General features: G+C 41.7%; 15 protein-coding genes, 2 tRNA genes and 1 pseudogene. 9 read left to right on the forward strand and 9 right to left on the reverse strand.

Annotation, left to right across the window (positions count from 1 at the left end):
* Nucleotides 1-54 precede the first annotated feature (54 nt).
* The 3 genes from AC1MCB_RS04965 to AC1MCB_RS04975 all read right to left on the reverse strand — a co-directional run bounded on the left by AC1MCB_RS04965 (nt 55) and on the right by AC1MCB_RS04975 (nt 4,800).
* Nucleotides 55-1,347 (reverse strand): hypothetical protein, encoded by a 1,293-nt coding sequence (locus AC1MCB_RS04965; protein WP_479967640.1) that lies wholly within the window; start codon nt 1,345-1,347, stop codon nt 55-57.
* Nucleotides 1,348-1,357: 10 nt separating this feature from the next.
* Entirely contained in the window at nt 1,358-2,398 is a 1,041-nt protein-coding gene (locus tag AC1MCB_RS04970; protein WP_479967641.1) for a hypothetical protein, read from the reverse strand.
* A gap of 350 nt (nt 2,399-2,748) precedes the next feature.
* Nucleotides 2,749-4,800 (reverse strand): hypothetical protein, encoded by a 2,052-nt coding sequence (locus AC1MCB_RS04975; RefSeq protein ID WP_479967642.1) that lies wholly within the window; start codon nt 4,798-4,800, stop codon nt 2,749-2,751.
* 471 nt (nt 4,801-5,271) lie between these two features.
* On the opposite strand from AC1MCB_RS04975, the pseudogene AC1MCB_RS04980 reads away from it, so the two are divergent.
* Nucleotides 5,272-6,222, forward strand: a pseudogene (locus AC1MCB_RS04980) (recombinase family protein); the annotation flags it as partial.
* A 586-nt stretch (nt 6,223-6,808) separates the two neighbouring features.
* Here the strand turns inward: AC1MCB_RS04980 and AC1MCB_RS04985 are convergent.
* The 3 genes from AC1MCB_RS04985 to AC1MCB_RS04995 all read right to left on the reverse strand — a co-directional run bounded on the left by AC1MCB_RS04985 (nt 6,809) and on the right by AC1MCB_RS04995 (nt 7,630).
* Nucleotides 6,809-6,894: transfer RNA gene (locus AC1MCB_RS04985), tRNA-Leu, on the reverse strand.
* A 52-nt stretch (nt 6,895-6,946) separates the two neighbouring features.
* Nucleotides 6,947-7,019, reverse strand: a tRNA-Gly gene (locus tag AC1MCB_RS04990).
* 122 nt (nt 7,020-7,141) lie between these two features.
* On the reverse strand, nt 7,142-7,630 hold the full coding sequence (locus AC1MCB_RS04995; RefSeq protein WP_479967643.1) for a regulatory protein RecX: 489 nt from the start codon (nt 7,628-7,630) through the stop codon (nt 7,142-7,144).
* Nucleotides 7,631-7,692: 62 nt separating this feature from the next.
* Between AC1MCB_RS04995 and AC1MCB_RS05000 the strand changes: the two genes are divergently transcribed.
* Together AC1MCB_RS05000 and AC1MCB_RS05005 are read left to right on the forward strand one after the other, a co-directional pair.
* The gene (locus AC1MCB_RS05000; protein WP_479967644.1) at nt 7,693-10,152 is read left to right on the forward strand and encodes a bifunctional UDP-N-acetylmuramoyl-tripeptide:D-alanyl-D-alanine ligase/alanine racemase; all 2,460 of its coding nucleotides are present in this window, start codon (nt 7,693-7,695) and stop codon (nt 10,150-10,152) included.
* 126 nt (nt 10,153-10,278) lie between these two features.
* Nucleotides 10,279-10,872 carry a DUF502 domain-containing protein gene (locus AC1MCB_RS05005; protein ID WP_479967645.1) on the forward strand — a complete coding sequence of 198 codons (594 nt, stop codon included), beginning with the start codon at nt 10,279-10,281 and terminating at the stop codon, nt 10,870-10,872.
* A gap of 25 nt (nt 10,873-10,897) precedes the next feature.
* Here AC1MCB_RS05005 and AC1MCB_RS05010 read toward each other — a convergent pair whose 3' ends face one another.
* Entirely contained in the window at nt 10,898-11,443 is a 546-nt protein-coding gene (locus tag AC1MCB_RS05010; RefSeq protein WP_479967646.1) for a 2'-5' RNA ligase family protein, read from the reverse strand.
* A gap of 223 nt (nt 11,444-11,666) precedes the next feature.
* Nucleotides 11,667-13,724 carry an OPT family oligopeptide transporter gene (locus AC1MCB_RS05015; protein ID WP_479967647.1) on the reverse strand — a complete coding sequence of 686 codons (2,058 nt, stop codon included), beginning with the start codon at nt 13,722-13,724 and terminating at the stop codon, nt 11,667-11,669.
* A 99-nt stretch (nt 13,725-13,823) separates the two neighbouring features.
* Here AC1MCB_RS05015 and AC1MCB_RS05020 point away from each other — a divergent pair, with 99 nt between their 5' ends.
* Nucleotides 13,824-14,315 (forward strand): D-glycero-alpha-D-manno-heptose-1,7-bisphosphate 7-phosphatase, encoded by a 492-nt coding sequence (locus tag AC1MCB_RS05020; RefSeq protein ID WP_479967648.1) that lies wholly within the window; start codon nt 13,824-13,826, stop codon nt 14,313-14,315.
* Nucleotides 14,316-14,332: 17 nt separating this feature from the next.
* Nucleotides 14,333-14,854 carry a DinB family protein gene (locus AC1MCB_RS05025; RefSeq protein ID WP_479967649.1) on the forward strand — a complete coding sequence of 174 codons (522 nt, stop codon included), beginning with the start codon at nt 14,333-14,335 and terminating at the stop codon, nt 14,852-14,854.
* 55 nt (nt 14,855-14,909) lie between these two features.
* Here AC1MCB_RS05025 and AC1MCB_RS05030 read toward each other — a convergent pair whose 3' ends face one another.
* A complete protein-coding gene (locus AC1MCB_RS05030; RefSeq protein WP_479967650.1) occupies nt 14,910-17,699 on the reverse strand; it encodes a substrate-binding domain-containing protein in 2,790 nt (929 codons plus the stop codon).
* 302 nt (nt 17,700-18,001) lie between these two features.
* On the opposite strand from AC1MCB_RS05030, the gene AC1MCB_RS05035 reads away from it, so the two are divergent.
* Genes AC1MCB_RS05035 through AC1MCB_RS05050 form a run of 4 tightly spaced genes read left to right on the forward strand, consistent with a single transcriptional unit; the run spans nt 18,002 to nt 25,194 of the window.
* On the forward strand, nt 18,002-19,333 hold the full coding sequence (locus AC1MCB_RS05035; protein WP_479967651.1) for a sugar porter family MFS transporter: 1,332 nt from the start codon (nt 18,002-18,004) through the stop codon (nt 19,331-19,333).
* Between the two features lie 34 nt (nt 19,334-19,367).
* Entirely contained in the window at nt 19,368-20,330 is a 963-nt protein-coding gene (locus AC1MCB_RS05040; RefSeq protein WP_479967652.1) for a carbohydrate kinase family protein, read from the forward strand.
* Entirely contained in the window at nt 20,327-23,467 is a 3,141-nt protein-coding gene (locus tag AC1MCB_RS05045) for a SusC/RagA family TonB-linked outer membrane protein (protein WP_479967653.1), read from the forward strand. The genes AC1MCB_RS05040 and AC1MCB_RS05045 overlap by 4 nt, the downstream gene beginning before the upstream one ends.
* 20 nt (nt 23,468-23,487) lie before the next feature.
* Nucleotides 23,488-25,194 carry a RagB/SusD family nutrient uptake outer membrane protein gene (locus AC1MCB_RS05050; protein WP_479967654.1) on the forward strand — a complete coding sequence of 569 codons (1,707 nt, stop codon included), beginning with the start codon at nt 23,488-23,490 and terminating at the stop codon, nt 25,192-25,194.
* Nucleotides 25,195-25,261: the final 67 nt, after the last annotated feature.

Raw genomic sequence — 25,261 nt, forward strand, 5'->3', positions numbered from 1 at the left:
AATTAGTTGACGACAGAAACGCTACCAAAAAACGATTCACTTACCAGCTCTGCTTCAAAAATTGAAACTCTGAACTCCCTGTTTGCGGATGTTATGGAAATAACATTTTTCATACGGCTTTTCACTGGTATCGATATACCATAGCGTTTCCTTATCTGTATATCTAGGCTCAATGTTAAGTTGTAAAGAACCTATTTCTGAATAGTCTTTCGCAAGCAATGTCCAGTGGATCGTCACTTCGCTAGCGGCATCTTTCTTTGGAAGAATAAAAAATTTGCGAGATTCAAATTGGTCATTTTGAATCAGGAAATTTTTCTCAGGCTCGATGTATCCGTTTCGATCACCCGACTTCCAGCTGTGTCTTATGTATGTCTTGTTCAATATCTGGGTTAATGGGGCGCTTTCAATACCGAATTCCTCGAAATCTCCTTCAGCTGAAAATGAAAGTTTGTAATCTTCTATCACATTTGCGCCAATGTTCCTAATGATAAACCCGAAATAAGAACCTTGATAGAGTTCATATGAGGGATAAATGCTAAACGAATCAGGCAAACCAGCACGAACAGGATATTCTATTTCTGCCGGTTTTCCATTGATGTATAAAGTTAGATTCCCAATGTCGCGGTCTTTTATCCTTCTTTTTTTTCTGAAGAGGAATGACAAAAATTCCCAGAACTTATAGGTTCGGGGCATACGCCAATCTGCATCTTTGAAATTTTCGAAAGCATTCGTTATCTTCTTTAATTTCTCTGTCTGCTCTGCTTTAGTTTCGTGGCGGTAGATGCGCTTTTCCCGAACAAAGTGGGGCCGGAAATCTTTAACGAGCTTGTCGTTGTCCAGAACTACTTCAACTTTATGATTTGTAAGGTAATCGCACTGCCCTAGATACCAATTGTAAAGATGCTTGTTATCCTGGATCACGCCTGAAATATATTCCCAGAAGCATATTTGAATTGAGAATTTGGACGCTTTTAGATGCTCTAGATTTTTCACTCTCACATATTCTTCAATTTCTCTGTCTTTATAGAGCGAAGTGGCGATTATCAGATGCTGTATGGCTGGGACAAACTCGAACGCCTTATTTATCTCGCGATCGATTATTGCTTTGGTAATCTTACTTTTAATCCCACTTTTTAAATGAAGTCTTTTGTTTTTACATTGGATACCAAAATAGTTCGTTTCTCCCCGAGGTATTCCTGCAAGATCAATTCCCTGCTGTCCCTGCGAATTAGTAGAATTAAAATCAATCTCATGTGGAATATTCCAGACTGTGCCCCATACTTTCTTACATACAATTTCAAACTGTACCCAGTCTTCAGGCGGTGGTATCGCGAGTTTTACCTTCATCCTATATTTACTAAATATTTGATCTAGCCATAAAACCAATACCTTTCGCTTTGTAGCGTATTTCTTCTTTAATTAAAACACTGATCCATTCTTGCATTTCATTAACCGTATCGAAATCAGGGAACGGATTATTATCCATTGGATCGTTCATCAAAGTTCCGGAAGCAAGTGCTTCACAACTTCTTCGCGGGTGCCACCATAGTTTAGAATCCTTAAAAGTTCTCATAATACTATAATGGTGGCTATATAGAAACTCTGACCAATTTTGCGTTACCAATTCTTCCTTGTCAATATCAATGATATCCAATTCCGAAAAGACCCTGGAACGATTGGATTGCAGTGCAGTGAGCATTAATTGCCGGGCATCTACATCGGTTGCAGGCGCGCTGTATCCAAACAGAGTGATGTAATAAGCGTGTTTGATAGTTTGCTTTAATTGCGTCCATTCATTTCTTATGGCCGCATTCACAGAATAGTTCTTTTCTGCCACCGGATATAATAGCGGCATTTTTTCAAAAGGCCGGTTGCAGCGGTGACAGATTATGTTGTAATAGTTTCCATTGACCTTACACTTCTTACAAATTCCAACAGCAACATTTCCATGCAAGAAAAGTAACTGCGGTAAACGATCTTTAAACCTAGCGTGCCTGCGGTAGGTTTGTAGCAACAGAGGGTCCCAGTTGAAAGTGGCTATCACATCCTTTTCCCGCAATGAAAGGATCAAATAGTCGTAAAGATTTGGCGTGTCTGCAATCTCAAGTTTCAGGAAATACTGATGTACCCCATCTTCTATCTCTCTTCTCAATTTCATTTCGTCGGGATAACTATGTATCGTGCTATAAAGGAGTTCGAAGTCATCCATCAGATGATCATATTTTGGGGAAAGGACATCGGCTAGACCCAAATCCCTTGCAATGGTACTCATTACTGGTAATTTGCGGCCGTGTTTATCCCCGGATAGGAATGCTGCACAACTGGCACCTGCGCCAAGAATTACCAGATGGGGATTTCTACTTACCCCATTTCTGAAATCAGGTATAACATCTTTCATTAATTGTAATTGTTTGCTTTACGAATATTGCTAATTTGTTCCTGATCTTCAAATTAGCTCCTGATTATAAACCAGCACTTCGTTTTAAATCTATAATAAATTGGTCGACAAGAATCCTGTCGGGGGTACAAAAGCTGATTAGTGCTATTTTTCTCGTTTCTGTCCGGTTTTTTGTTATTGTACAGCGCAGTTAATCTGATACATAAGTAGTACAGTTTCATTGGTCTTTCCGGTCCGTTGTTCTGTTCCATCAAAACTCCATTTGGCGCGAAAATCGAAATAATTATGCATGGCCGAGCAACCAAAAAAACCATCATGTACGCAGTTATGAAAAGCGCAGCCAGACCGCATTAATATTTATACTGATTTACTGACTTTCCAGTATTTTCTAATCCTTTCTCTTGTTCCGACGATCGTTCGAGTCCTAGGAAATATCTTGTAGAGTAGGCTGTATATGAAGGAAAGATGTGCTCGTAGTACATCTTTCCAAAGATACCCGTACTGAGAAACAACTCCTGTTGCGATTCTGTCCCCCTTATTTTGATAGCTCTGTTCTTATAAATAAAGACACCATGATCCTTTCGTCCAGCAACCACTTTCATAGTTTCCTTCTTCGAAAGCCACTCGGCCGTCATGCCAAAATCATTGAATAACTTAATATACTTTTCTAGCTCAACCATGAAAAAGATTTTGACCCGTCCGAAAAGAATATCAAATAAAAATTGCTTTGGGAACGGCATAAAAAATAGCGGTTTATGAAGTGAATTGATAACAGAAAGAAAGTCAACGATAATGTAATTACCTCCATGGTGTTCACCTAAAGAAGAAAGAATCCTTGGCCCTATATCCTTGAAAGGTCCTTTATAAACACCTATATGCAAGCAGTCTTCGATAACGTCATAAGCCCACATGTTACGCGTTTGTAATTGTGTATATAGTGCATTTAATCGTTCAGTGAAATATGGTGTTTCCTCCGTTGGTGTTAAAATCTTGACTGGCTTTCCAGAAGGGTCTTTACCTTGATCTGTATTTAGAATTTCCATCAATGAAGACATTTGAACAAACTGCTTCACGTTACGGTCAATTTGTTGGATAGTTTTTTTATCCGGTTTTAAGTCTTTAAAAACCTCCTTTATTGGCTTTCCCGAATTAAACAGGTCGTCCATGATGTTTAAGATCTCATGGTTTTTTTGTCCTTGCTTGACCTCAACGAAAACCAATGAGTCATCCCCTTTCTTCAGCAGAATATCACCTGCTTGTATGTAGGCGGAAAGGTCTGTTATTAATGCAAAGTCTAATGCTTCTTTATTAAATTCTTTGGCGGCAGCGATCACCGACTGAATATTTGAATGAAGCAACCGTTTTTCACCCGCAACTGCGTTATAAAGCCTCCTTGCGATGTAAAGCTGTCCGCCAATCAGTTGCCATGCTATTGTATCTATCAAATGCCGTAGTATACGCTCTTTGTGGATAACGATTTGTAATTTATCTTGAATATGAACAAACCTTGTTTTGTCAATATTTCTGTTCAATGTTTTTAGTTCGGAATTGAGCTGATCTTTTTCACGTTCGAGCGATAACATTAATGTCATTATTCTATCCTGCGATATCTTAAAACCTTCATGGACATTAGATACAAATGCTTCCCTTTTCACTAGCATATCTGCCTGAAAAGTGTTAAAATCGATCTCTTTCTCTCCAACCGTTTTTTTAAGTCCATACTCACATATTAGGTCCGCTATTTCAATAGCTTCGTCCTCAAAGGTCTTCAACGCAATCGTCTTTGCTAAGACTGATGGGCGTTGTGCATCTAATTTCAGTATAGCCTCCTCGATTGTCACTGAACCGGTGTATTCTAAGATATACTTCTCATAGTCATCAGTTAATGGTGTATGAATGCCATTTCGTTTGGCGTTTAGTAGATAGCGAACTCCATCTAAGCCTTTTTCTCCCGACTCTTTTAAAATTGACTGAATAGCCAATTCTGCTAGTATACTTGCTGTATTAAGCCCAATATTTGAAGGAATAGATGTATAGATAACCTTGTTTATGCCTTCCAAATCATCGACCGTACATACACTGACTTTATTAACGCCCGTTTCTTTGGATCGGGGATAAGATTTTGTTAGATCTTTCTGGCGGGTTTCTCGACGCCATAACATGTTTTTTGCGCTTTCTAACGAGACATGAGGATCAAGTAATAAGATATGCGCCTTAACCCGACTTCCCCCATTTTTCACAGGTATTAAAGTCGGGGCATAATCTCTAGTGCTACTTAATCGCGCATATTCCACTGAAAAAGGTGTTAAACATTCTATTCGGTCAGTGATGTGCGGTTCTATTTCTAATCCAGGATCATCTATTAACGATCCATAAGCTAAAATCCCGATAGTTTGATTCATAGTTGGCAAATATTATCGATGAATATACATAAACTGAGCTTTTGTCGGTAATCTACTTCATTAGGAGAGCTGAAGTTGATTTACATAAGACAGACATAGGTTAAATGCAGGTTATTTGGGTTACCCTGACGGAGTCTTTCACCAAAAAGCTAGCAAGGAAAAGTTGAGATTGGATCTGTTGACATGGATTTGTTGCTTTCCCAAATCAGATGAGATCTGTTACAATTCTAAATCGATAGCACCTTCCGCTCATGGTGTTAAAAGAAAATTAACAATTGTTCCATTTTAGCTCTTTTCTAGAAGGAGCTAGCAATGTTAAATGAAAAACGAACCATTTCACCTGAAAAAGCAGTTGAAATTCTTAAGAAACATGGAACAGTCGTGACATTAGAAGAAGCGAAAATTATCATGAGTTTCATGTATAAAATAGGTAAGTTAGCTGTAAATCAGTATGTTAAAAATTAGGATATTATGAAGGTTGCCGATGTATATATTAGGGTTAGTACTGACGAACAGGCCGATAAAGGTTACTCCCAAAGAGACCAGGACGAAAGGTTAAGGAAGTATTGTGAGCTAAACTCTATTAAAGTTCGCAAAGTGATCTTTGAAGATCATTCGGCAAAAAGCTTCAATCGCCCGAAATGGACACAATACTTAGCTGAAATTCGCAAAAATAGGGGTAAAGGTGCTGATTTGGTACTCTTTACTAAATGGGATCGGTTTAGCCGAAACGCTGGTGATGCCTATCAAATGATAGCCACTTTAATGAAGTTAGGCATCGAACCACAGGCCATTGAACAACCATTGAACCTTGAGATTCCTGAAAATAAGATCATGTTGGCTTTTTATCTCGCTGCTCCGGAAGTGGAAAATGATCGAAGAGCACTAAATGTGAAGAATGGCATGCGCCGGGCAAGCAAAGAAGGGCGCTATATGGGCCGTGCACCAATAGGCTACGATAATAAAACCCGTGAGGACGGCAGTAAATATATCTCACCCAATGTAAAGGAAGCACCTTTTATACAGTGGATATTTAAAACGATAGCAGAAGGTCTATTTGCTCCCGATCAAATCAGAAAGATGGCAAATGATAAAGGCCTTAGGATTAGTCGAATGAACTTCTATCGTGAGATCCGAAATCCCTTGTATTGTGGTAAAATAGTGATAAAGAAGTACAAAGATGATGAAGAGCAATGGGTCAACGGCATACATGAGCCACTTATTTCCGAAGCGTTATTTTATAAAGTGCAGGACATAATAAACGGGCGAACAAAAGGCATGCGGGTTCAGGCTGTAAAGATTAACGAGGGACTGCCTTTGCAGGGATTTTTACAGTGTGCAACTTGTGATAAACAGCTTACCGGCAGTGCCTCAAAAGGCAGGAAAGGTGGGTTTTATTATTACTACCATGCTCAGTCTGTTTACGGATGTGGCTGCCGGTATCGGGCTGATAAGGTCAATGATGCTGTGTTGAATGAGTTGGAAAAGTTTGTTCCGCTTCCAGGCATGAATGAATTATATAAAATGGTCGTACTTGATATCTATAGGGAACATAGAGGAACCGGGCATAATGAACGAAGAGGAATCGTGGAACAAATTGAAAAGCTTAATGCCAGGCTGGCAAATGCCAGAGATTTATTATTTGATGAGAAGCTCGACCACAAAGATTTCGCAATAATGAAGAAAGATTGTGAGGAAAAGATAAAACGCCTGGAGGCGTCTCTGAATGAGGTGAAGGTGCAAGAATCGAACACCATGAGTATTGATAATATGCTCTTGAAGGCAATAGAGGCACTTTCTAACCTGAAGTCACTGTATGAAAATGGCAATGCTTTAACAAAAAGAGAGGTACTGGGTTCGATATTTCGTGAAAAACTGCGATTTGACGGGAATGAATATCGAACCCCGAGAGTTAACGAAGCAGCACAACTTATCTACTTGATTAACAACAAGTTAGGAGGAAATAAAAACGGGAAAGAACGTAATAAAATACGTCTTTCCCGTCTAGTACTCGGAGCGGGAATCGAACCCGCACTCGCTTTAGGGCGAACAGGATTTTAAGTCCTGCGTGTCTACCAGTTCCACCATCCGAGCAGGTGTTAAACCTATTAAACTTCAATCCCTTCCTGGTAGGGGAAGGGATCAGAGCGAAAGACGAGATTCGAACTCGCGACCCCGACCTTGGCAAGGTCGTGCTCTACCAACTGAGCTACTTTCGCATTGTGTAAATGTAATTTCCAATTATCAGTAAGCGTTTTTTAGAACCGCTTTTCCGTTTTGGTGTTGCAAATATAGATAGAAAAGGTTTCCTGTCAAGTAATATTTCGCTTTTTTTACAAATTTATTCTAAGTGATTGTCTTTCAGCAGGTCAGAAATCAGGTCTTTTTCAAAACCCCGTGAAGCTGCGTACAGCATCAGCTTATACCGCTGTTTGAAGGTATCCTTTTCCTTAACAAGAGCAGACTTTTTATCGAGAAGTCGCTTGAGCGTCTTCATATAATCATCATCATCGATTTTTTGCAATGACTTTTGGATGAGTTTATCCGGCACTCGTTTTAATTTCAAGCCCTGTTTTATTTTTATCTTTCCCCAGCCCTTAATTCTGAATTTCCCAAGCGTGTAGGCGACGGCAAAACGCTCTTCATTGAGGAAATTATTTTCTATCAATTCTGAAATGATTGTCTCTACTTCATTTTGATGTAATCCCCACTCGTAGAGCTTGTTCCTGATCTCATGTTGTGAACGCTCCTGGTAGGCACAAAAGCTCTCAGCTTTAAGCAGTGCCTGCTCTTTTGTAAAAACTTTTCTTTTTATTTCAGGGTCAGTCATTGTGCAGAACAAGTTTGTAAAAAATCATAACAATCTTAATAATTTATAGAAATTCGTGCATTATGAACCACCTCTTGTATTCGGTCGACGAAATTACTGAAAGTATCGGCGGAAAAGCTTTTGTAGAACAACCCGTAGCACAAATTCGTACGATTTTAATCGATAGTCGTAAGATAACGGATACTGAAAAAGGTTTGTTCTTCGCTTTAAGAGGCCGACGCGATGGGCATACGTTCTTAAAAGATGTTTACAGCGCGGGTGTTCGTAATTTTGTGATCGATCAGGCTGACTTCGACAGATCTCCATTTCCCGGTTCTAATTTTTTTCTGGTTGTAAATACATTGACTGCTTTGCAGGATCTGGCCGCACACCACCGGCTAAAATTCACCTACCCGGTTATTGGGATCACCGGGAGCAACGGTAAAACGGTTGTTAAAGAATGGCTCTACCAGTTACTGGCTCCGGAGAGCAATATTGTTCGCAGTCCGAAAAGTTATAACTCTCAAATAGGAGTTCCACTATCTGTATGGGAGATGAATGCGGAGAACAACCTGGGTATTTTTGAAGCGGGAATTTCCAAAACTGGGGAAATGGAGAATCTGGCCAGGGTAATCCGACCCACTATAGGCATTCTTACTAATATTGGCGAAGCGCATGGCGAAGGTTTTGAAACGCTGAACGAAAAGATCGCAGAGAAACTCAAACTTTTCCAGGGAGTTGACATCTTCATCTATTCATGCAAATACCTGGATGAGTATCCGGGGGAGCTACCCGGGAAAAACAAGTTCTCATGGTGTTACCGGGACAAAGCGAATTTAGAAGTGTTTGACGATGAGATTCTGGATGATAAGTTCCAGTTTCTCAGGGCATGGTATAATGGGGTGGAGGTGCACGCCGTAATTCCTTTCACAGATCATGCGTCAGTAGAAAACGGAATAATATGCTGGGCAACATTGTTGTCGCTGGGATATGATCCGGAGGAAATTGATAAAAGACTGGAAAAGCTTCTTCCAATTGATATGCGCTTAGAGATGAAGACGGGAATTAACAACTGTTCTATAATCGATGACTCTTACAGTCTTGATCTTTCTTCCCTGGCGATAGCATTAGACTTTTTGAAACAACAGAATCAACATCTCAGACGCACATTAATATTGTCGGATATTCCAGGTACCAACGGAAACCGGAGCGCCGTTTACGAGAAAGTTTCAAAGCTTATCGAAAATAAAGATGTAAATAAGCTCATTGGTGTAGGCTCCGATATCAGCGGGTTCGAATTTCCAGTTGAAACAACTTTCTTTAAATCCACTGAGGAGCTGCTGGAGAATATTCAGTCACTCAAATTATATAACCAAACCATTCTGCTGAAGGGTGCGCGTTCCTTCGAGTTTGAAAAAATTAGCCGGGCCCTGACTCAAAAGGTACACGAAACGGTGTTAGAGATTAATCTTACCGCCATTGAACACAACCTGAATTATTACAAGTCAGCATTGAAGCCGGGGGTGAAACTAATGGCTATGGTTAAGGCGTTTTCCTACGGGAGTGGAAGTTTCGAAATAGCGAACCTGTTAGAGTTCAATAAGGTTGATTACCTGGCTGTCGCTTATGCAGACGAGGGAGTAGCTTTACGCACTGCAGGCACCACTTTACCCATTATGGTGATGAGCCCGGATTCAATGGCCTTTGACACCATCATCGAAAATAAGCTTGAACCAGAGATCTATAGTTTTCGCATATTCGAGGAATTCATGGAGGTATTGAACCGTAAAAACAGCGAAAACTATCCAATTCATATCAAACTGGATACCGGCATGCACCGCCTGGGCTTTATGGAGGTGGAGATCCAAAAGCTGCTTGAGTTGCTTAAAGGTAATAAAGCAGTCAGGGTGCTAAGCATCTTCTCACACCTGGCAGCGAGCGACGAGCCGGAACATGATGAATTCACCAGAGGTCAGATTAATCGGTTCGATCAACTGTCAGCCAGAATTTCAGCAGAGTTAGATTACGCCGTTCTCCGACATATCTCGAATACCTCGGCGATAGCTCGCTGGCCCGATTCCCAATTTGACATGGTCAGGCTGGGCATTGGTCTTTACGGCATTGATAGTTCATATCCAACGAGATCTCCTTTACAAACAGTAACTTCGCTGAAAACCAGCATTTCGCAGATAAAGGAAATTCCAGCCGGTGATACCATTGGATATTCCCGAAGTGGCAGAATGCCGCAGGGAGGAAAGATCGCAACGGTGAAGATTGGTTATGCCGACGGATATAGTCGTGGACTCGGAGAGGGGGTGGGCCAAATGCTGATCAACGGTAAAAGGGTGTCCACTATTGGGAAGATCTGTATGGACATGTGCATGCTCGACATCACCGGTTTAGATGTCAATGAAGGAGATGAAGTAATTGTATTTAACGATCAAATTAAGGTGGACGATATAGCCAGGGCGATTAACACGATTCCATATGAGATACTAACCGGAATTTCCCAGCGGGTGAAGAGGGTGTATTATTACGAGTAACTTTATTAGGCGATTTGTCAATTAGTTGATTTGTCGATGAGTCGACTAAGTGAAAACGCAAACCAAATTTTAACACATTTCGGTCTTTCTCTGATGGCCAAATTGACAAATTAACAAATTGAATAAATGAATAAAATTTTCCGGGCAATAATTAACTACCTGATAAAAGGTGCCTTAGTAGTAATTCCCATCGGAGCAGCGCTTTTCCTTATATATTGGGCGGTATCTAAGCTTGATAGTACACTTAACTTAAGTGACACTATCTGGTTTGATCAGGCCGGAAATCCCATCTACATCCCAGGCCTGGGTATTCTTTCCATTCTGGTGATTCTCTTGGTGGCAGGTATTATTGTTACCAATTTTGTTACCGAACCCATTTACAATTGGTTTAGCCGCTGGCTCAACCGCCTGCCAATTTTCAACTTCATTTACAACTCGGTTAAAGATCTTGCCGAAGCCTTTGTAGGCGATGAAAAGAAATTTAATGAGCCTGTGCTGGTAGAAGTAAATGAATTTGGTTTGAAAAAAGTAGGATTCTTAACTCAGAAAGATCTTGCGAAGATTGGTTTACCCGGTGAGGTTGCGGTATATTTTCCATTTTCCTATTCATTCGCCGGTCAGCTGTGCATCGTTAGTATCGAAAAGGTGCGGCCACTTAAAATGTCTGCGGGTGAGGCCATGAAATTTGTGGTATCCGGCGGAGTAAGCCATATTGAATAATCGTCTAATTTAGACTATCATCGATTTAGTCTAATTTGAAGTCTTGTACAGCACTCCACTTAGCATTCTCGTGTTTTAAGAGCGTGAAGTGGTCTGCCTTAAAGCTGAAATTGACCTGCCGATCTTTATAGTCTCCCCAGATCGCCGGAAAGAGCTCTGCCGGTATATCCCGGTAGGCTATGGTTATATGCGGGTGGAAAGGCTGATCTTTCGACTTATCCAATTGTTTGTCAAGGTGATTTTGCCGGATGACGGACACGATCGCTTCCTGCAAACGCATCAACTCCGGTGATTTCAATGCCTTGATGAATACCACTTGCGACTTAAACGTGCCGAAATTTTCAAGGTCTTGCGTAAACGATGGAATGCCCTTCGTTCCCTGATCCAAAAGCCGGATCAGTTCACCCTCAAAGGAATATTCCAAGTGAAAAGGACGGTACAAAGTGATATGCACCGGCGGCTTGAGCGCTTTCTGAACGCCGAACTTTTCTGCACACTCCAACCTGATCGCATGGATTTCATCACTTAAGTCTTTTGGCGGGAGCAGGGCTAGTAGATATAGATGGCGCACTTTTAGAAAGGGTATTTTAATGCTGTTTATCTGACGGACTGATGTCTATTTCTTAAATAACAATTAATTACCCCGTAGGGGCAAAATGTCGGTAGAAATAAGATACAAGTGGGCATACCGTGTTGTGTGCCTCACGGCACGCCGATTCTGCATTATTAAAAACCGATTAAAGTGTAAATTACTATTAGAAGCTTAATCTATTAAACACATCCTCAACTCCAACTTAAATTTCTTTTGATTTCCCAATTGCGATCCTGTACAATACAATTCCCATGATCACAAAGAAAATGAACCCCAGGATCTGGTAACCGCCTGATCCCAGCATATTGGTTAATCCAGATTCCACACTTAAGCTACCAACAGGACCCGCTGTAGTTTCAAAGGCCATAAAGAAGGCATAGATCACACCCATTAAAGCCCCGCCGGCCACCAGTCCGGTAGCAAATAAACTTCCGCGGCCCAGTTCGTCATCTATCGCTACTTCATTTTTTCTTTTCGCTCTCCAGTCAACCAGTCCCTTGATGGCTCCCCCGGCAAAAATAGGCAGGGTAGTAGAAAGAGGTAAATAAGCACCCACGGCGAACGACAGAGAGTTGACTCCGCAAAGTTCTATAGTTACGGCTAAAAATACGCCAACGAGTACAAATTGCCAGTCGAGGTTAAAAGAAAGCAAGCCTCTGATCAGCGTAGCCATCAGGGTACCCTGCGGTGCAGGATACAGATCGGTGCCGATAGCATGCTGAATTCCCTGGGCCAGCATTTCGGGAGTCGGACGATCCAGAATGGATAAGGTAAGGCCAATAACCCCCGCCGATACAATTGCCCCAATAAACAATGCGATTTGCTGATATTTAGGAGTCGCACCTACAATATAGCCTGTTTTCAAATCCTGAGAGGTGGCTCCGGCATTTGCTGCAGCGATACATATCATACTTCCCACTACCAGTGCCATAGGTTCATAAAATTCGCCTGTCCAGCCAACGCTGATAAAAACAAGGCAGGTCCCCATAAGAGTAGCTATGGTCATCCCTGAAATAGGATTGGAGGAAGACCCGATCAAACCAACAATACGGCTTGATACCGTCACGAAGAAAAAGCCAAAAACTATTACTAGCACTCCGATCAGCAATTTATTGATCATTGAATCACCCGGAATCTGTGGTAGTATCACCATCAGGACGATCAAAGCGATACTACCGAAGATCACCAATTTGAACGACAGATCATTTTCAGTCCGCTTTACAGCCTTCGAGGCGTCTGCGGTTTTTCCCACAGAGGCCAGGCTGGATTTGAAGGATGAAACAATAGTAGGAATCGTTTTTAGCAGGGTAATAAAACCACCTGCCGCTACAGCCCCCGCACCAATCTGCCTGACATAAGCTCGATAGATCGCATCAGCAGTATCTGTAAATGATTTAGTCGCCGGATCCCATCCACCAGGTCCCCCGGGAGTTAAAATGTCTTTAAGGTAGCCTAATTTGACCAATTGTAAAGCTGTAGTTTCGGCAGGAACCAGTGAAGCAAGCAAAGGTATCAAACCGAGCCATGCCAAAACGCCACCTGCAACGAGTACCCCGGCAATCCGCGGGCCTATGATATATCCAACCCCTAAATATTCGGGAGTGATTTCTCCGTTTACAGTTGCTGAAGGAAAATACCGGTTGCTCTGTTCGGTAACCCATGCCGGGGCATCCGCAATAATATTAAATACCTTTTGCAGAATAGCATAAGCAAATGCGAAGGCTAAACCATAATAAGCCGTCCTGGCGAAGTCACCGCCTTTTTCCCCCGCAATCAATACGGAGGCACAAGCTGTCCCTTCGGGATAGGGCAGAGTGCCGTGTTCATCCACAATCAAAGCTTTTCTGAGCGGGATCATCATTAAGGTTCCCAGGATACCCCCTAAAGCTGCCAGAAAGAAGATCGGCCAGTAGGAAAAAAAAGACCCGCCGTTGCTGCCTGCAGAGAGAAAAAGAAATCCCGGCAGGGTAAAAACCACACCGGCCGCTATCGACTCGCCGGCAGAACCGGTAGTTTGGATAATATTGTTTTCAAGGATGGTAGTCTTAAAATACTTACGTCCCAGTGAAATAGCCAAAACCGCAATGGGAATGGAAGCCGAAACGGTTAGGCCTGCCTTTAAAGCAAGGTAGACAGTTGAAGCCCCGAAAATGACTCCAAACAAGGCACCTAACAAAATTGATTTAGCTGTAAATTCTGCCACCCTGCTGTCTGCAGGTACGTAGGGCCTGAATTCCTTTTCAGTCTTAATTTCGGACATAAATTATAAATAAGGTTCTTGCTCTTAAAGATAGTTTTTTTGCGCATATTTCAACTTAGGGCTAATTATTTACTGCGGAACTGTAGATTTGCCTTAACTATGGAGAAGAAAAAGGCGGTTTTCCTTGACCGGGACGGTGTTCTGAACAAGGAATTAGGGGATTACGTTTGCCGGCTGGAGGACTTTAAGGTATTGGAACACAACTTTAAACCGTTGCAGGAACTTCAGCAGCGTGGGTATTTGCTCATTGTGATTACTAATCAGGGAGGCTTAGCCAAGAAGTGGTATTCCGAAGAAGCGCTGGCTCTAATGAACGAGCACCTGAAGGCCACCTACGCCAGCGAGGGAATCCATTTAACCGAGATTTATTACTGCAGGCATCATCCGGAATACAACGGCAAATGCTTATGCCGTAAGCCCGGATCCATGATGCTTGAAAAGGCCGTTGCCCGTTTCAATGTTGACGCCTCCGCTTCCTATTTCATCGGCGACCGTGAACGGGATGTCTTGGCCGGAGAAGCAGCCGGAGTAAAGGGTATCCTGATCGACTCAGATCAGCCACTAAGTGAGATACTGGAGCAGATTAAATAATTTCTAAAACGACTGTCATGAGGCGATCAAAATGGGTGGAAAGGAAATTCCAAAGCATTGATGATAACGGCCTGTTACCCGGTATCATCGAAAGACTCGAAGGAACAATAGTACGCCTGGAAGCTAAGATCAGCAAAATGCCTGAATCGCTCTTGTCCGAGGTATCCTCTGAGAAGTGGTCTGTGAAGAAAGAAGTGGGCCACTTGAATGATTTGGAACCCTTATGGCTTGCTCGTGTCATTCAGATACAAACAGGCCTTACGGAGATGATTGCTGCCGATATGAGCAACCAAAAAACACACTCGGCGAATCACGACGAAAGAAGGATTGAAGACCTACTTTTAGACTTTAAAATCAGCCGGGACCAGCTGGTGACCAAGCTGAAGTCGCTCAATGAAGAAGATCTAGAAAAGTCATCTGTTCACCCACGCCTTAAAACACCAATGAAGATTGTGGAGCTTGCTTACTTTGTTGCCGAACACGATGATCATCACCTGGCGCAATTAACACACTTGCATCAGGCGCGAACCGAGGATTAAGTATCGAAACTTAAGCGTCGGAAGGAAGAGCAAAGGTTAAACAAGAAAGGAATTATCAGGCTAAATCTTTCTTCCGTTTAAATTCTGAAGGAGTACAATTGTATTTGGATTTGAACACAGTTGAAAAATAAGTAGCTGACGAAAAACCCACCTGATAGGTTATTTCTGAGATGGATAAATCTTCGTTCATCAATAAATATTTAGCTTTCTGTAAGCGTCTGTTCAGAATATAATCGGTAATACTACATTCTAATAGCGCTTTAACTTTTCTGTAAAGTTGTACCCTCGAAATTCCCATGCTCTTGCCAATAACATCCACACTAAAATTCTCATTTCCCAGATTGCTTTCTACAATTCCTGCAAAATCGTTCAAAAACTTTTTATCAAGCTTCTTTGATACCGGTAATTTGCTTTCCCCCTGATATTCGCTTGTATAATGCGATTTAAGCAGGTTTCTGTTGTGCAATAAGTTTTTAATGGTTTCAGTTAAGTGTTGAAGGTTGAAGGGTTTTGTTATGTAGGCATCCGCTAAAGTCTTTATTCCTTCTAACTGTTGTTCGGAACTTCCTCTGGCTGTAAGTAAGATGAAGGGAATATGCGAAGTGCGCACATCGTTTTTTAATACTCGGGCGAGTTCGGTTCCTGATTGACCGGGCAGCACCACATCAGAAATGATCAGGTCCGGAACTCTTTCAAAAGCTTCGTGCAGGCCGCCATTGCCCGTGTTGGCTGTAAAAATTTCATATTCACTGGCTAATTTTTGCTTTAAAAATTCAAGCATGTCACTGTTATCTTCAATAATTAATAAAGACTGTTCTTTTAAACTTTCAAAAGCTTCCGGCTGATCTCCTTCAAACGGATCTTGTTCCAAATCTGAGGTGTAAAGTTTAATGTTATCATAGTTGATATTCATCTCAGGAGTTCTGGCAAGTTTTTCCTCTTCCTTCAAATGTCCGTCACCTAGTGGCAAACGTATATAGAAAGCAGTTCCCTTCCATTTCCTACTGCTTACATTAATAACTCCCTTATGCAACTGTATAATTTCCTTTGAAAGAGATAGTCCCAGGCCCGATCCCTTAGACTGGTCAGACTCGCCTTGGTAAAATAATTCAAACGCATGCGCAACAGACTCTTCCGTCATACCCGTCCCGTTATCTTCCACTTTTATTTCAATTTCTTTTTTCTCCTCATCCTTTTGAATGGTGATCAGAATGCGGCCATTGTCATTAGTGAATTTGAAGGCATTGGATAAGAGATTGAAAAGAACCTTATCGAACATATTGACATCAAACCAAACCATCGGCTTTTTCTCCGAGCTAATCAGCCGCAGGTCAATATTTCTTTTGGAGGCGATATCTTGAAAAGAATCAAGTATTTCCGTGGTAAAAGCGATCAGGTCATTCTCTGAAGCCCTGATTTTCATTTTGTCATATTCTATTTTCCTGAAATCGATTAGCTCGTTAACCATTTTCAATAGCCGGATCACGTTTCTGTTTATCAGACGTAAATGTTGTTTGACGGTTAATGGAAGTTTGGTGTCGGCAATTAGTTCTTCAAGCGGCACCAGGATCAAAGTAAGAGGTGTTCTGAACTCATGAGAGATATTAGTGAAAAAATTGAACTTTGCTTCTGAAGCCCTTTTTGCTTCGGCCGACATCTCTAATAGTTGGTTTTGTTGTTGTTGTATTTCCTGGTTTTTAGATTCCAGTCGTTTATTGCTCTTCCAGTTTTCATTTAACGAATAGAATGCTACACCGGCGAAAACTATAGCCAGCACGAGGCTTATAACCAATATATTTAAAAGAACCTCCTGATCATTAAATATCTTTTCCTGTTCTTCTAACTTAGTTTGCTGTCTTCCAATGTCCAGATATTGGCTGTTTATCTTGTCAGACTGCATTTTCATAAGCTGAACATTGCCCGAGTCGATAACAACGGTTTTGAGAATATTCTCTTTGTCAAAAGGCTGCTTATTTAAAATGGAAAATGCCGTCCGGATAGCTTCCTTCCCCCCCGTTGGGTAAAGCATGGAAGCATCAATTATACTATCGGCGACATATTTTAAACCGTTATCAGGTAAGGCATCTACACCGATTATCTTGATTTTATTTGTTGGATTATGCTTTTTTAAAGCTTTATAGGAGCCAAGGGCCATCTGATCATTATGGGCAAAAACAGCATCAATTTGTTTAGAAGCCATATCTATTTTGCTCACTTCTTTTTCAGCCTCATTGATAAGCCAGTTTCCATATACCTGCTTTACAATGCGCATGTTGGGATAGTTTTTCAGGGCATTATAAAATCCCCGTTGCCTCTCGATAGCCGGCGAAGAACCCGATAATCCCATTACTTCGAGAATCCTACCCCGTTCGTTCAACTGGTTTGCCAGGTAGGTCCCCGCTATTTTCCCTATTTCATAGTTGTCAGCCCCTACGTAAGCCGTGTACAAGCTCGAAGCAGTTTTCCGGTCAATCACTATTACGGGTATTCCCTTGCTAAAGGCTTCTTCCACAATGGGAGTTAAAGGCCTGGCTTCGTTTGGGGAAATAATGAGCAGGTCAATTTTGTTCCTGAGCATGGTTCTTACCTGCTGAACCTGTGTTTCGCTGCTGTTCTCGGCGTCTGTATAGATCAGTTTCAATTCCGGGTGGAAAGATAATTCCCGCTTCATTTCCTCCAACATGGTTTTTCTCCATTGGTCAGAACCCACACACTGCGAGAACCCGATCGTATATTCTGTGTTGCTGTTTTTGCTTTTACAGCCTGACAGTACGGACAGCCCCAAAAGGATTAATAGAAAGTAATAAACATTGAAGGAAATAATTTCCTTGTATCTCTTTTTCATTCAATTTTTTCAAGAAGAATAATAATTGGTTACGGTCAATTTACAAAATTAAAGATAACCCCGAAAAGCGCTGGGTTTGTATAATTCAAATTAGCGGATACTGATGTATCAATTTTTAAATATGCTGTATCAAAAGTTGAAGTTACGGATGCTTCGGAGCTTTTTTATAAAATTAAAGCACTGATAAACAGGTGTTTGGGGTCATTTTGATATGAATTTAATATTTGATGTAATTGATACGCAATTAAACGACCCCGGCAGCAATTTCACATACTTTGGTTTTAAGAAAAGCTATAAAAGTTATGAGAAAAAATTCTGTTATTGCATGGTCATTGGTTGTGGCCCTCGGCGGTTTCCTCTTTGGATTTGATACCGCTGTTATATCAGGTGCCGAAAGAGCCATTCAAGCCTACTGGGACCTGGGTGTATTTGAACATGGGCTTACGGTTTCAATCGCCTTAATCGGAACCGTAATAGGATCATTATTAGGTTCTATCCCTTCGGATAGATTTGGCAGGAAAAAAACCTTGTTTCTTGTCGCCGCTTTATACCTTTTATCTTCTTTAGGTACCGCTTTCGCTACCGATTGGTATGTCTTCCTGGCCTTTCGTTTATTAGGAGGTTTAGGTGTGGGCGTTTCTTCGGTTACAGCTCCAATTTATATATCTGAAATATCCCCAGCCAATTCCAGGGGTCGGTTGGTCGCCTTGTTTCAGTTAAATGTGGTTCTGGGTATTTTGATTTCCTATTTATCCAATTACTTAATCGGGCAGGGAGGAGAAGATTCCTGGCGTTGGATGCTGGGAGTTCAGGCTGTCCCATCGCTCATTTTCTATATCCTTATCCGTTTCGTTCCGGAGAGTCCGCGTTGGTTGATCCTCCATAAAGGTAAAATGGAGGAGGCACGCCAGGTGTTGAAGAGAATTAACCCCTTAAATTACGAACAGGAGTTGGCTTCTATTCAGCAATCGCAACACAACCCCGGACTTCATCACTCTACAGCGAAATTATTGTCCGCGAAATACAAATTCCCCATAACTCTGGCTGTGCTTTTCGCGGTTTTCAACCAAGTATCCGGTATCAATGCAATCATCTATTATGCACCTCGTATTTTCGAAATGGCAGGTCTGGGCGCTCATACCTCTTTGTTATCCACGGTAGGTATCGGTCTAGTAAATTTTACTTTCACGCTTCTTGCCATTGCTTTTATCGATAAGATAGGCCGTCGCACATTGATGCTGATCGGGTCGGTAGGTCTGATTCTTTCTTTAGGAATGGTATCCAGTACTTTTTATACCGGTAATTTCAGCGGGTTTGCCATCACCTTTTACCTGATGATCTACATAGCCTTTTTTGCTTTCTCACAAGGAGCCGTCATCTGGGTATTTATCTCAGAAATTTTCCCCAACGAAGTACGTGCTAAAGGCCAGACCCTGGGAAGTTTTACCCACTGGATCATGGCTGCAGTCATCGCTTTCAGTTTTCCGTATTTCGCCGAAAAATTGGGTGGCGGTACCACGTTCCTGTTTTTTAGTTCGATGATGGTACTCCAGTTAATTTTTGTTTGGAAGCTGATGCCTGAAACCAAAGGTAGATCATTAGAGCAAATTGAAACTAATATGGTGATGCACTAAATTTTTAAACCGCGTTTTTTTAAAACTCATAATTATGAACGGCAAGCAACATCAGGTAATATGTTTTGGAGAAGTTTTATGGGATAACCTGCCAGAAGGTAAGAAACCCGGCGGCGCCCCAATGAATGTAGCTTATCACCTGAAAAAAATGGGGAAATCAAGCGTCTTGATAAGCAGGGTTGGGAATGACCAGGACGGAAAGGATCTATTGGAGGTGATCAGGCAACTGGGTCTGTCTGATGAATTATGCCAGGTTGATAATCAGTATAAAACCTCACTGGTAGAAGTAGTCATTACCCCCGATCATGAAGTGAAATATGATATTGTTTTTCCGGTTGCATGGGATTTTATAGAATACGAACCCAGGCTGGAAAGCATCATCCCAGAGGCAGAAGTGCTCGTATTCGGAAGCTTAGTTTCCAGAAATGAAGTTTCCCGTGCTACCCTTGACCGAATTCTGGATCTCTCAGCCTACAAGGTTTTTGACGTCAATCTGCGGGAGCCCCATTATGATCAGGCGCACATAGCTCACTTGTTGCATAAAACCGACCTTCTGAAATTAAATATCCATGAGCTAAACCTTATTTCAGGCTGGTTTGGTTCGCCTGAGAATGAGGCCGACAAGGTCCGGCTCCTGCAACAGAAATTCAATATCAAGGAGGTGATAATAACGAAAGGAAGTAACGGAGCTTCTTATTACACTTCCGAAATTCAATACAATTATCCCGCCTATAAAGTAGAAGTTCAGGATACCATAGGAAGCGGTGATTCTTTCCTGGCGGCTTTTCTTGCAAAAAAATTGAGTGGCGAATATTTGGAAGGAACCCTTGATTTTGCCGTAGCCGTTGGCGCTTTTATAACCATGCAGGCAGGCGCCTGCCCGCAATATTCACCTTTTGACTTAAACAGATTTATATGGAAAACCCAGTTGAATGAATTAAACAAGCAGTTAGAATCCCACCAAGCATTTTCAAAACTTAAACCAAACCAATCATGAAAAAATTATTACTAGTAGTCCCGCTGTTATTTCTAATGGGGCTAGCTTACGGACAAAACCGAAAAATTTCCGGCAAGGTCCTGGAAAAAGCAAATCAAGATCCGGTTATCGGAGCTTCGGTAGTTGTATTGGAATCTCAAAAAGGGGTACTTACAGATCTCAATGGAGCTTTTTCTCTCCCGGCTGAGATAGGCCAAACAGTTAAAGTTACTTATTTAGGTTTCGAGGAATTAATTTATAAAATAGAGTCTTTAGATTCAAATATCGTTATCCGGCTAACGGTTGATGAGAAAACCCTTGACGAGGTGGTTGTAGTCGGCTATTCTACCCAAAGAAAACAAGATTTAACAGGTGCGGTTGCCGTAGTTGAGCTATCGCCCGTTAAAAATAACAGTTCGGGAAATGTGATGCAAGCTCTCCAGGGGCGGGTAGCCGGATTGTATGTTGAAAAAGACGGTTCACCAAATGGATCGAATAGCAGAATACTTATACGGGGTTCAAACACTTTGGGTAATACCGACCCTCTTTACGTTATTGATGGAATACCCACCACAAGACCGGAGATTTTTCAAAATTTAGACCCGGCAACTATTTCCTCAGTTCAGGTACTGAAAGATGCATCTGCGGCATCTATTTATGGTGCAAGGGCATCTAACGGAGTCATTATAGTCACTACCAGAAATGGCAGCAATACCGAAGGTAAGGTTAACCTTCAGTTTAACAGCAGTGTATCATCCCAATCAGAAAAATCGACGAGGTTTAAAATGCTTAGCTCGTTGGATAGGGGAAGGGCATTGTGGCAAGCGTCGGTTAATGACCGGCAGGACCCTGCGGCAGGATATGGTGAAATTTATAATTTCGACTGGAATAACGATTTTGACAATCCGGTATTAAATCAGGTAACCCTTCAGCCTCTGGTTGGTGGCGACCCAAATACGCCTGCTGGAAATACAGACTGGCAGGATGTGATGTATAAAACAGGGTTTGTAACCAATAATAGTTTAACCGCTTCGGCAGGCAGTAAAAATTCATCGCTGGAAATAAACCTGGGATATTTGGAGAATACCGGAATGTTAAGGTATACCGGCTACGATAGAATAAATGGAAGTATTAATGCTCTTACCCGAGCCTTTAATGACAAAGCTTCGTTTGGTGTTAATTTGCGTGTTGCCAACTCTAATGAAACCTTAACAGCTACTGATTTAGGAAGCGCCACTACCACTTCACTTGCAGTTAGTATAGCTCCAACTATTCCGGTCTATCAAAAAGACGGGCAAAGTTTTGCAGGTGAATCAGGAGCCGGTTATTCCGACAGGAATAACCCCTTACATATGCAGTACCTGTCCAGGTGGAATAATGCAAATCGCCTGAACTCGTTCGGTAACGTTTTCGTAGAAATTCAGCCTGTTAAAAACCTATTTTTCAAATCTAATATTGGCATTGACGATTCAAGGTTTCGGAATAAAGTAATTACCCCCACCTTCTCCGAAGGAGCCTTAAATCGTACAACCAATAGTTTGCTTTTCGATCAAAATCATTTCAGGAGTCTAACGTATTCTAATACTTTACGCTACAATTGGGACCTGAATACCAAAAACAGTTTTAAGATCCTGGCAGGCTCAGAATATATTAAAACGAACCTTGATTTTCAAGCAACTAAGAAAGAGGGTTTTGCCATTCAAACTGAAGAATATTTTACGCTCAATGCTGGTACAGGAAATGCAACTATTGCAGGCGGTTCAACGGGTAATCGTTTATTTTCCTTGTTCGGACGGATAGATTACAACTTTTCTGACCGGTATTTAGCCGCCATCACTGTTCGACGCGACGGTTCATCCCGTTTTGGGCCGGATAACCGCTATGGTATTTTTCCAGCCGCTTCTATAGGTTGGCGAATAGATCAGGAAGGGTTTATGGTGGATAGTAAACTATTTTCCGAGTTGAAACTTAGAGCCGGTGTTGGTCGGGTAGGCAATCAGCAAATAGGTGATTTAGCACGGTTTGGTTTATTTGATACAAGATACGGCACTGTGTTATCCCAGTTGCAAGGTGGTTTTTGGGAACAGTATATGAATATTGGTACCGCTTATTCTTTGTCTGGTGGTAATACCGGTGTATTGCCTTCCGGGTTTGTTCAAACACAGGCCGCCAACTCAGCGCTTAAATGGGAAACAACCGATGAAGTAAATGTGGGACTGGATTTTTCTTTGTTTCAACAAAAGATTTTTGGGTCTTTTGATTATTTCACACGAAAAACCTCGGGCATTTTAATTACCCCGCCTGTTGCATCAGCTTTAGGCGAAGGGCAAAATAAAGCCGTTAACGGAGCGTCTAAAAGTAATAAAGGCTGGGAATTGGTATTAGGATACCATGGAGAACAGGCCGGTGATTTTACCTATAATATCCAAACGAACTTTGCTCATTTCAGAGATAAAATAACAACGCTGCCAGAAAACGTACGTCCAGCCTATCCGGGCAACCTGGTCAATACCATAATAGGCCATTCACAATTTGATATTTTCGGATATAAAACAAACGGACTGTTTCAATCTCAGCAGGAAGTAGATGCCGCACCGGATCAGATTGGTGCAGGCCCCGGAAGGATCCGCTATGTGGATATAAACAATGATGGTAGAATTGATGATTTAGACAGAACCTGGATTGGAACAACTTTGCCAACTTTAGAATACGGGCTGAGGATAGATATGAGTTACAAAAAATTGGATTTATCTCTATTTGGATCCGGCGTAGCCGGCAGGACAGGATTTGATGTTTATACCGTATTCAATAACCTGATGAGAAGCCGGGAGAATGTTGGACCGGGTGTCTTCAATGGCTGGACTCCTGAAAACACCGATACGAACGTGCCTGCTTTAACGCTCAAAGACAATAATAACGAAGGCCGTACCTCTGACTATTTTTTTGTGAATACCTCTTACTTTAAAATGCGCAATGTTCAGTTAGGATATACACTTCAACCAAAATCTGTCATTTCAAAACTGCGTTTGTTTGCTATGGCAGAAAACCTGTTTAGGGTTAAAAGCAGTGATTATTTAAGCCCTGATCCTGAAAGAATAGATCTTGGACCTGTACCAATTCCACGAACTTTTACATTCGGTATCAATGCATCATTTTAATTAATTAAAGATAAAATCAAATGAAAAAGATATATATAGCCGCTTTTATCACCAGTAGTCTGATGTTGTTCGGTTCCTGTGATAAAAACCTGGATTATACGCCTACAGGTGTACTTTCATCAGAGGACTTAACTTCAACTACTGCTATAGAAGGTTTGGTAACGGCAGCTTATGCTGCTATTGGAAATGGTGATATGATTGGCCCCATATACAGTAATTGGGTTTACGGAAGTGTACGCTCCGATGATGCATACAAAGGGGGAGGTGGAACCGGTGACGTGGGTGAAATAGATGCCATTGAACATTATAATTTGGTTACGCCTACCATGGATGCTTTCGTTTCCCGGACATGGAAAAATCTTTTCAAGTCAATAAGCAGGGCTAATGTTGCACTTAGAGCTGTAAATTCTCTTCCTGATGCAAGTTTTCCCTTAAAGAACATCCGGATTGCGGAACTCAGGTTTTTAAGAGCTCATAGTTATTTTACGATGAAGCTACTCTACAAAAGCATTCCCATTTTTGATGAAAACGCAACTGCGGAGGATATCTTAAAAATTTCCAACAACTTAAATAATGACGAATCCTGGGATAAAATCGCTGCTGATTTCCAGTATGCCATTGATAATTTGCCCGAAACCCAGCCTGAATTGGGAAGGGTCAATAAGTCTGCAGCCCAGGCTTATTTAGCCAAACTAAGGCTATTCCAGGCTTATAAGCAAGATGCCACACATCGGGTAACCGGCATTGACCAGGCCAGATTGCAGGAAGTAATAACATTAACGCAGGCGGTAATTTCTTCAGGTAAATATGCCTTAAGTACGGATATTGCAGATAACTTTTTACCCGAAACCGAAAACGGACGAGAATCCATATTCGCTATCCAGTTTACCATTAATGACGGTACAACATCAGGGCGGTTAAATTATGAAGACGGATTAAACTATCCGCACGGGGCACCGCAATACGGATGCTGTGGTTTTAACGCCGCCAGTCAGAACATGGTGAACGCGTTTACCACTGATGCCAACGGCTTGCCAAATTTTACAACATTCAATAACGGCATAGCTAATTTAGCTACAGCCACTGTAGATGTTCGCCTGGATCACACGGTTGGTATTGACGGTCACCCGTATAAGTATGATAACACAAAACCCTTCAGTAACAGTTGGGTACGGGATGCAGGTGTATATGGTAATTTTCATACCATGCGCAATCAGCAATTAGCATCAAGCTCGTCCTACTTCAAAAACGGTCCTTTTATGGGAGTTGCCAAAAATTATGATGTGCTCAGGTACGATGATATATTGTTAATACAAGCAGAAGCATTTATTGAAACAGGACAGCAAGACCGAGCATTGCCGTTAATCAATCAAATCCGGCAGCGGGCAGCAGCAAGTACCGCCAGGCTTAAGAAAGCGGATGGCACATTCGCTTCAAATTATAATTTGCAACTTTATCCGGCTGCCAGCTGGACTCAAAGCTATGCGCGCACCGCTTTGCAATGGGAACGACGTCTGGAATTTGCAACTGAAGGGGCACGCTTCTTTGATTTAGTGAGATGGGGCATTTCAGAACCAACCTTAAACGCATATTTAGACGTAGAAAAAATCAGGAGGCCATTTTTGGCGACAGCCAAATTCACCGCAGGAAGAGACGAATACTTACCCGTTCCACAGTCTGAAATTACCTTTACAAATGGATTATATAAACAAAATCCAGGTTATTAAGAATTAATGAGAAGTAGGGAGGACACATTGCCTCCCCACTTTATTATTTATTGAAGCGTATCTAACC

The sequence above is a fragment of the Daejeonella sp. AP26 genome, assembly GCF_056680515.1.

Coding starts and splice junctions, on each gene's coding strand:
- AC1MCB_RS05035 (WP_479967651.1), top strand. CDS start 18,002: ATGAGAAAAAATTCTGTTATTGCATGGTCATTGGTTGTGGCCCTCGGC.
- AC1MCB_RS05045 (WP_479967653.1), top strand. CDS start 20,327: ATGAAAAAATTATTACTAGTAGTCCCGCTGTTATTTCTAATGGGGCTA.
- AC1MCB_RS05040 (WP_479967652.1), top strand. CDS start 19,368: ATGAACGGCAAGCAACATCAGGTAATATGTTTTGGAGAAGTTTTATGG.
- AC1MCB_RS05005 (WP_479967645.1), top strand. CDS start 10,279: ATGAATAAAATTTTCCGGGCAATAATTAACTACCTGATAAAAGGTGCC.
- AC1MCB_RS04965 (WP_479967640.1), bottom strand. CDS start 1,347: ATGAAGGTAAAACTCGCGATACCACCGCCTGAAGACTGGGTACAGTTT.
- AC1MCB_RS05030 (WP_479967650.1), bottom strand. CDS start 17,699: ATGAAAAAGAGATACAAGGAAATTATTTCCTTCAATGTTTATTACTTT.
- AC1MCB_RS05050 (WP_479967654.1), top strand. CDS start 23,488: ATGAAAAAGATATATATAGCCGCTTTTATCACCAGTAGTCTGATGTTG.
- AC1MCB_RS05000 (WP_479967644.1), top strand. CDS start 7,693: ATGAACCACCTCTTGTATTCGGTCGACGAAATTACTGAAAGTATCGGC.
- AC1MCB_RS04995 (WP_479967643.1), bottom strand. CDS start 7,630: ATGACTGACCCTGAAATAAAAAGAAAAGTTTTTACAAAAGAGCAGGCA.
- AC1MCB_RS05015 (WP_479967647.1), bottom strand. CDS start 13,724: ATGTCCGAAATTAAGACTGAAAAGGAATTCAGGCCCTACGTACCTGCA.
- AC1MCB_RS05020 (WP_479967648.1), top strand. CDS start 13,824: ATGGAGAAGAAAAAGGCGGTTTTCCTTGACCGGGACGGTGTTCTGAAC.
- AC1MCB_RS04975 (WP_479967642.1), bottom strand. CDS start 4,800: ATGAATCAAACTATCGGGATTTTAGCTTATGGATCGTTAATAGATGAT.
- AC1MCB_RS04970 (WP_479967641.1), bottom strand. CDS start 2,398: ATGAAAGATGTTATACCTGATTTCAGAAATGGGGTAAGTAGAAATCCC.
- AC1MCB_RS05025 (WP_479967649.1), top strand. CDS start 14,333: ATGAGGCGATCAAAATGGGTGGAAAGGAAATTCCAAAGCATTGATGAT.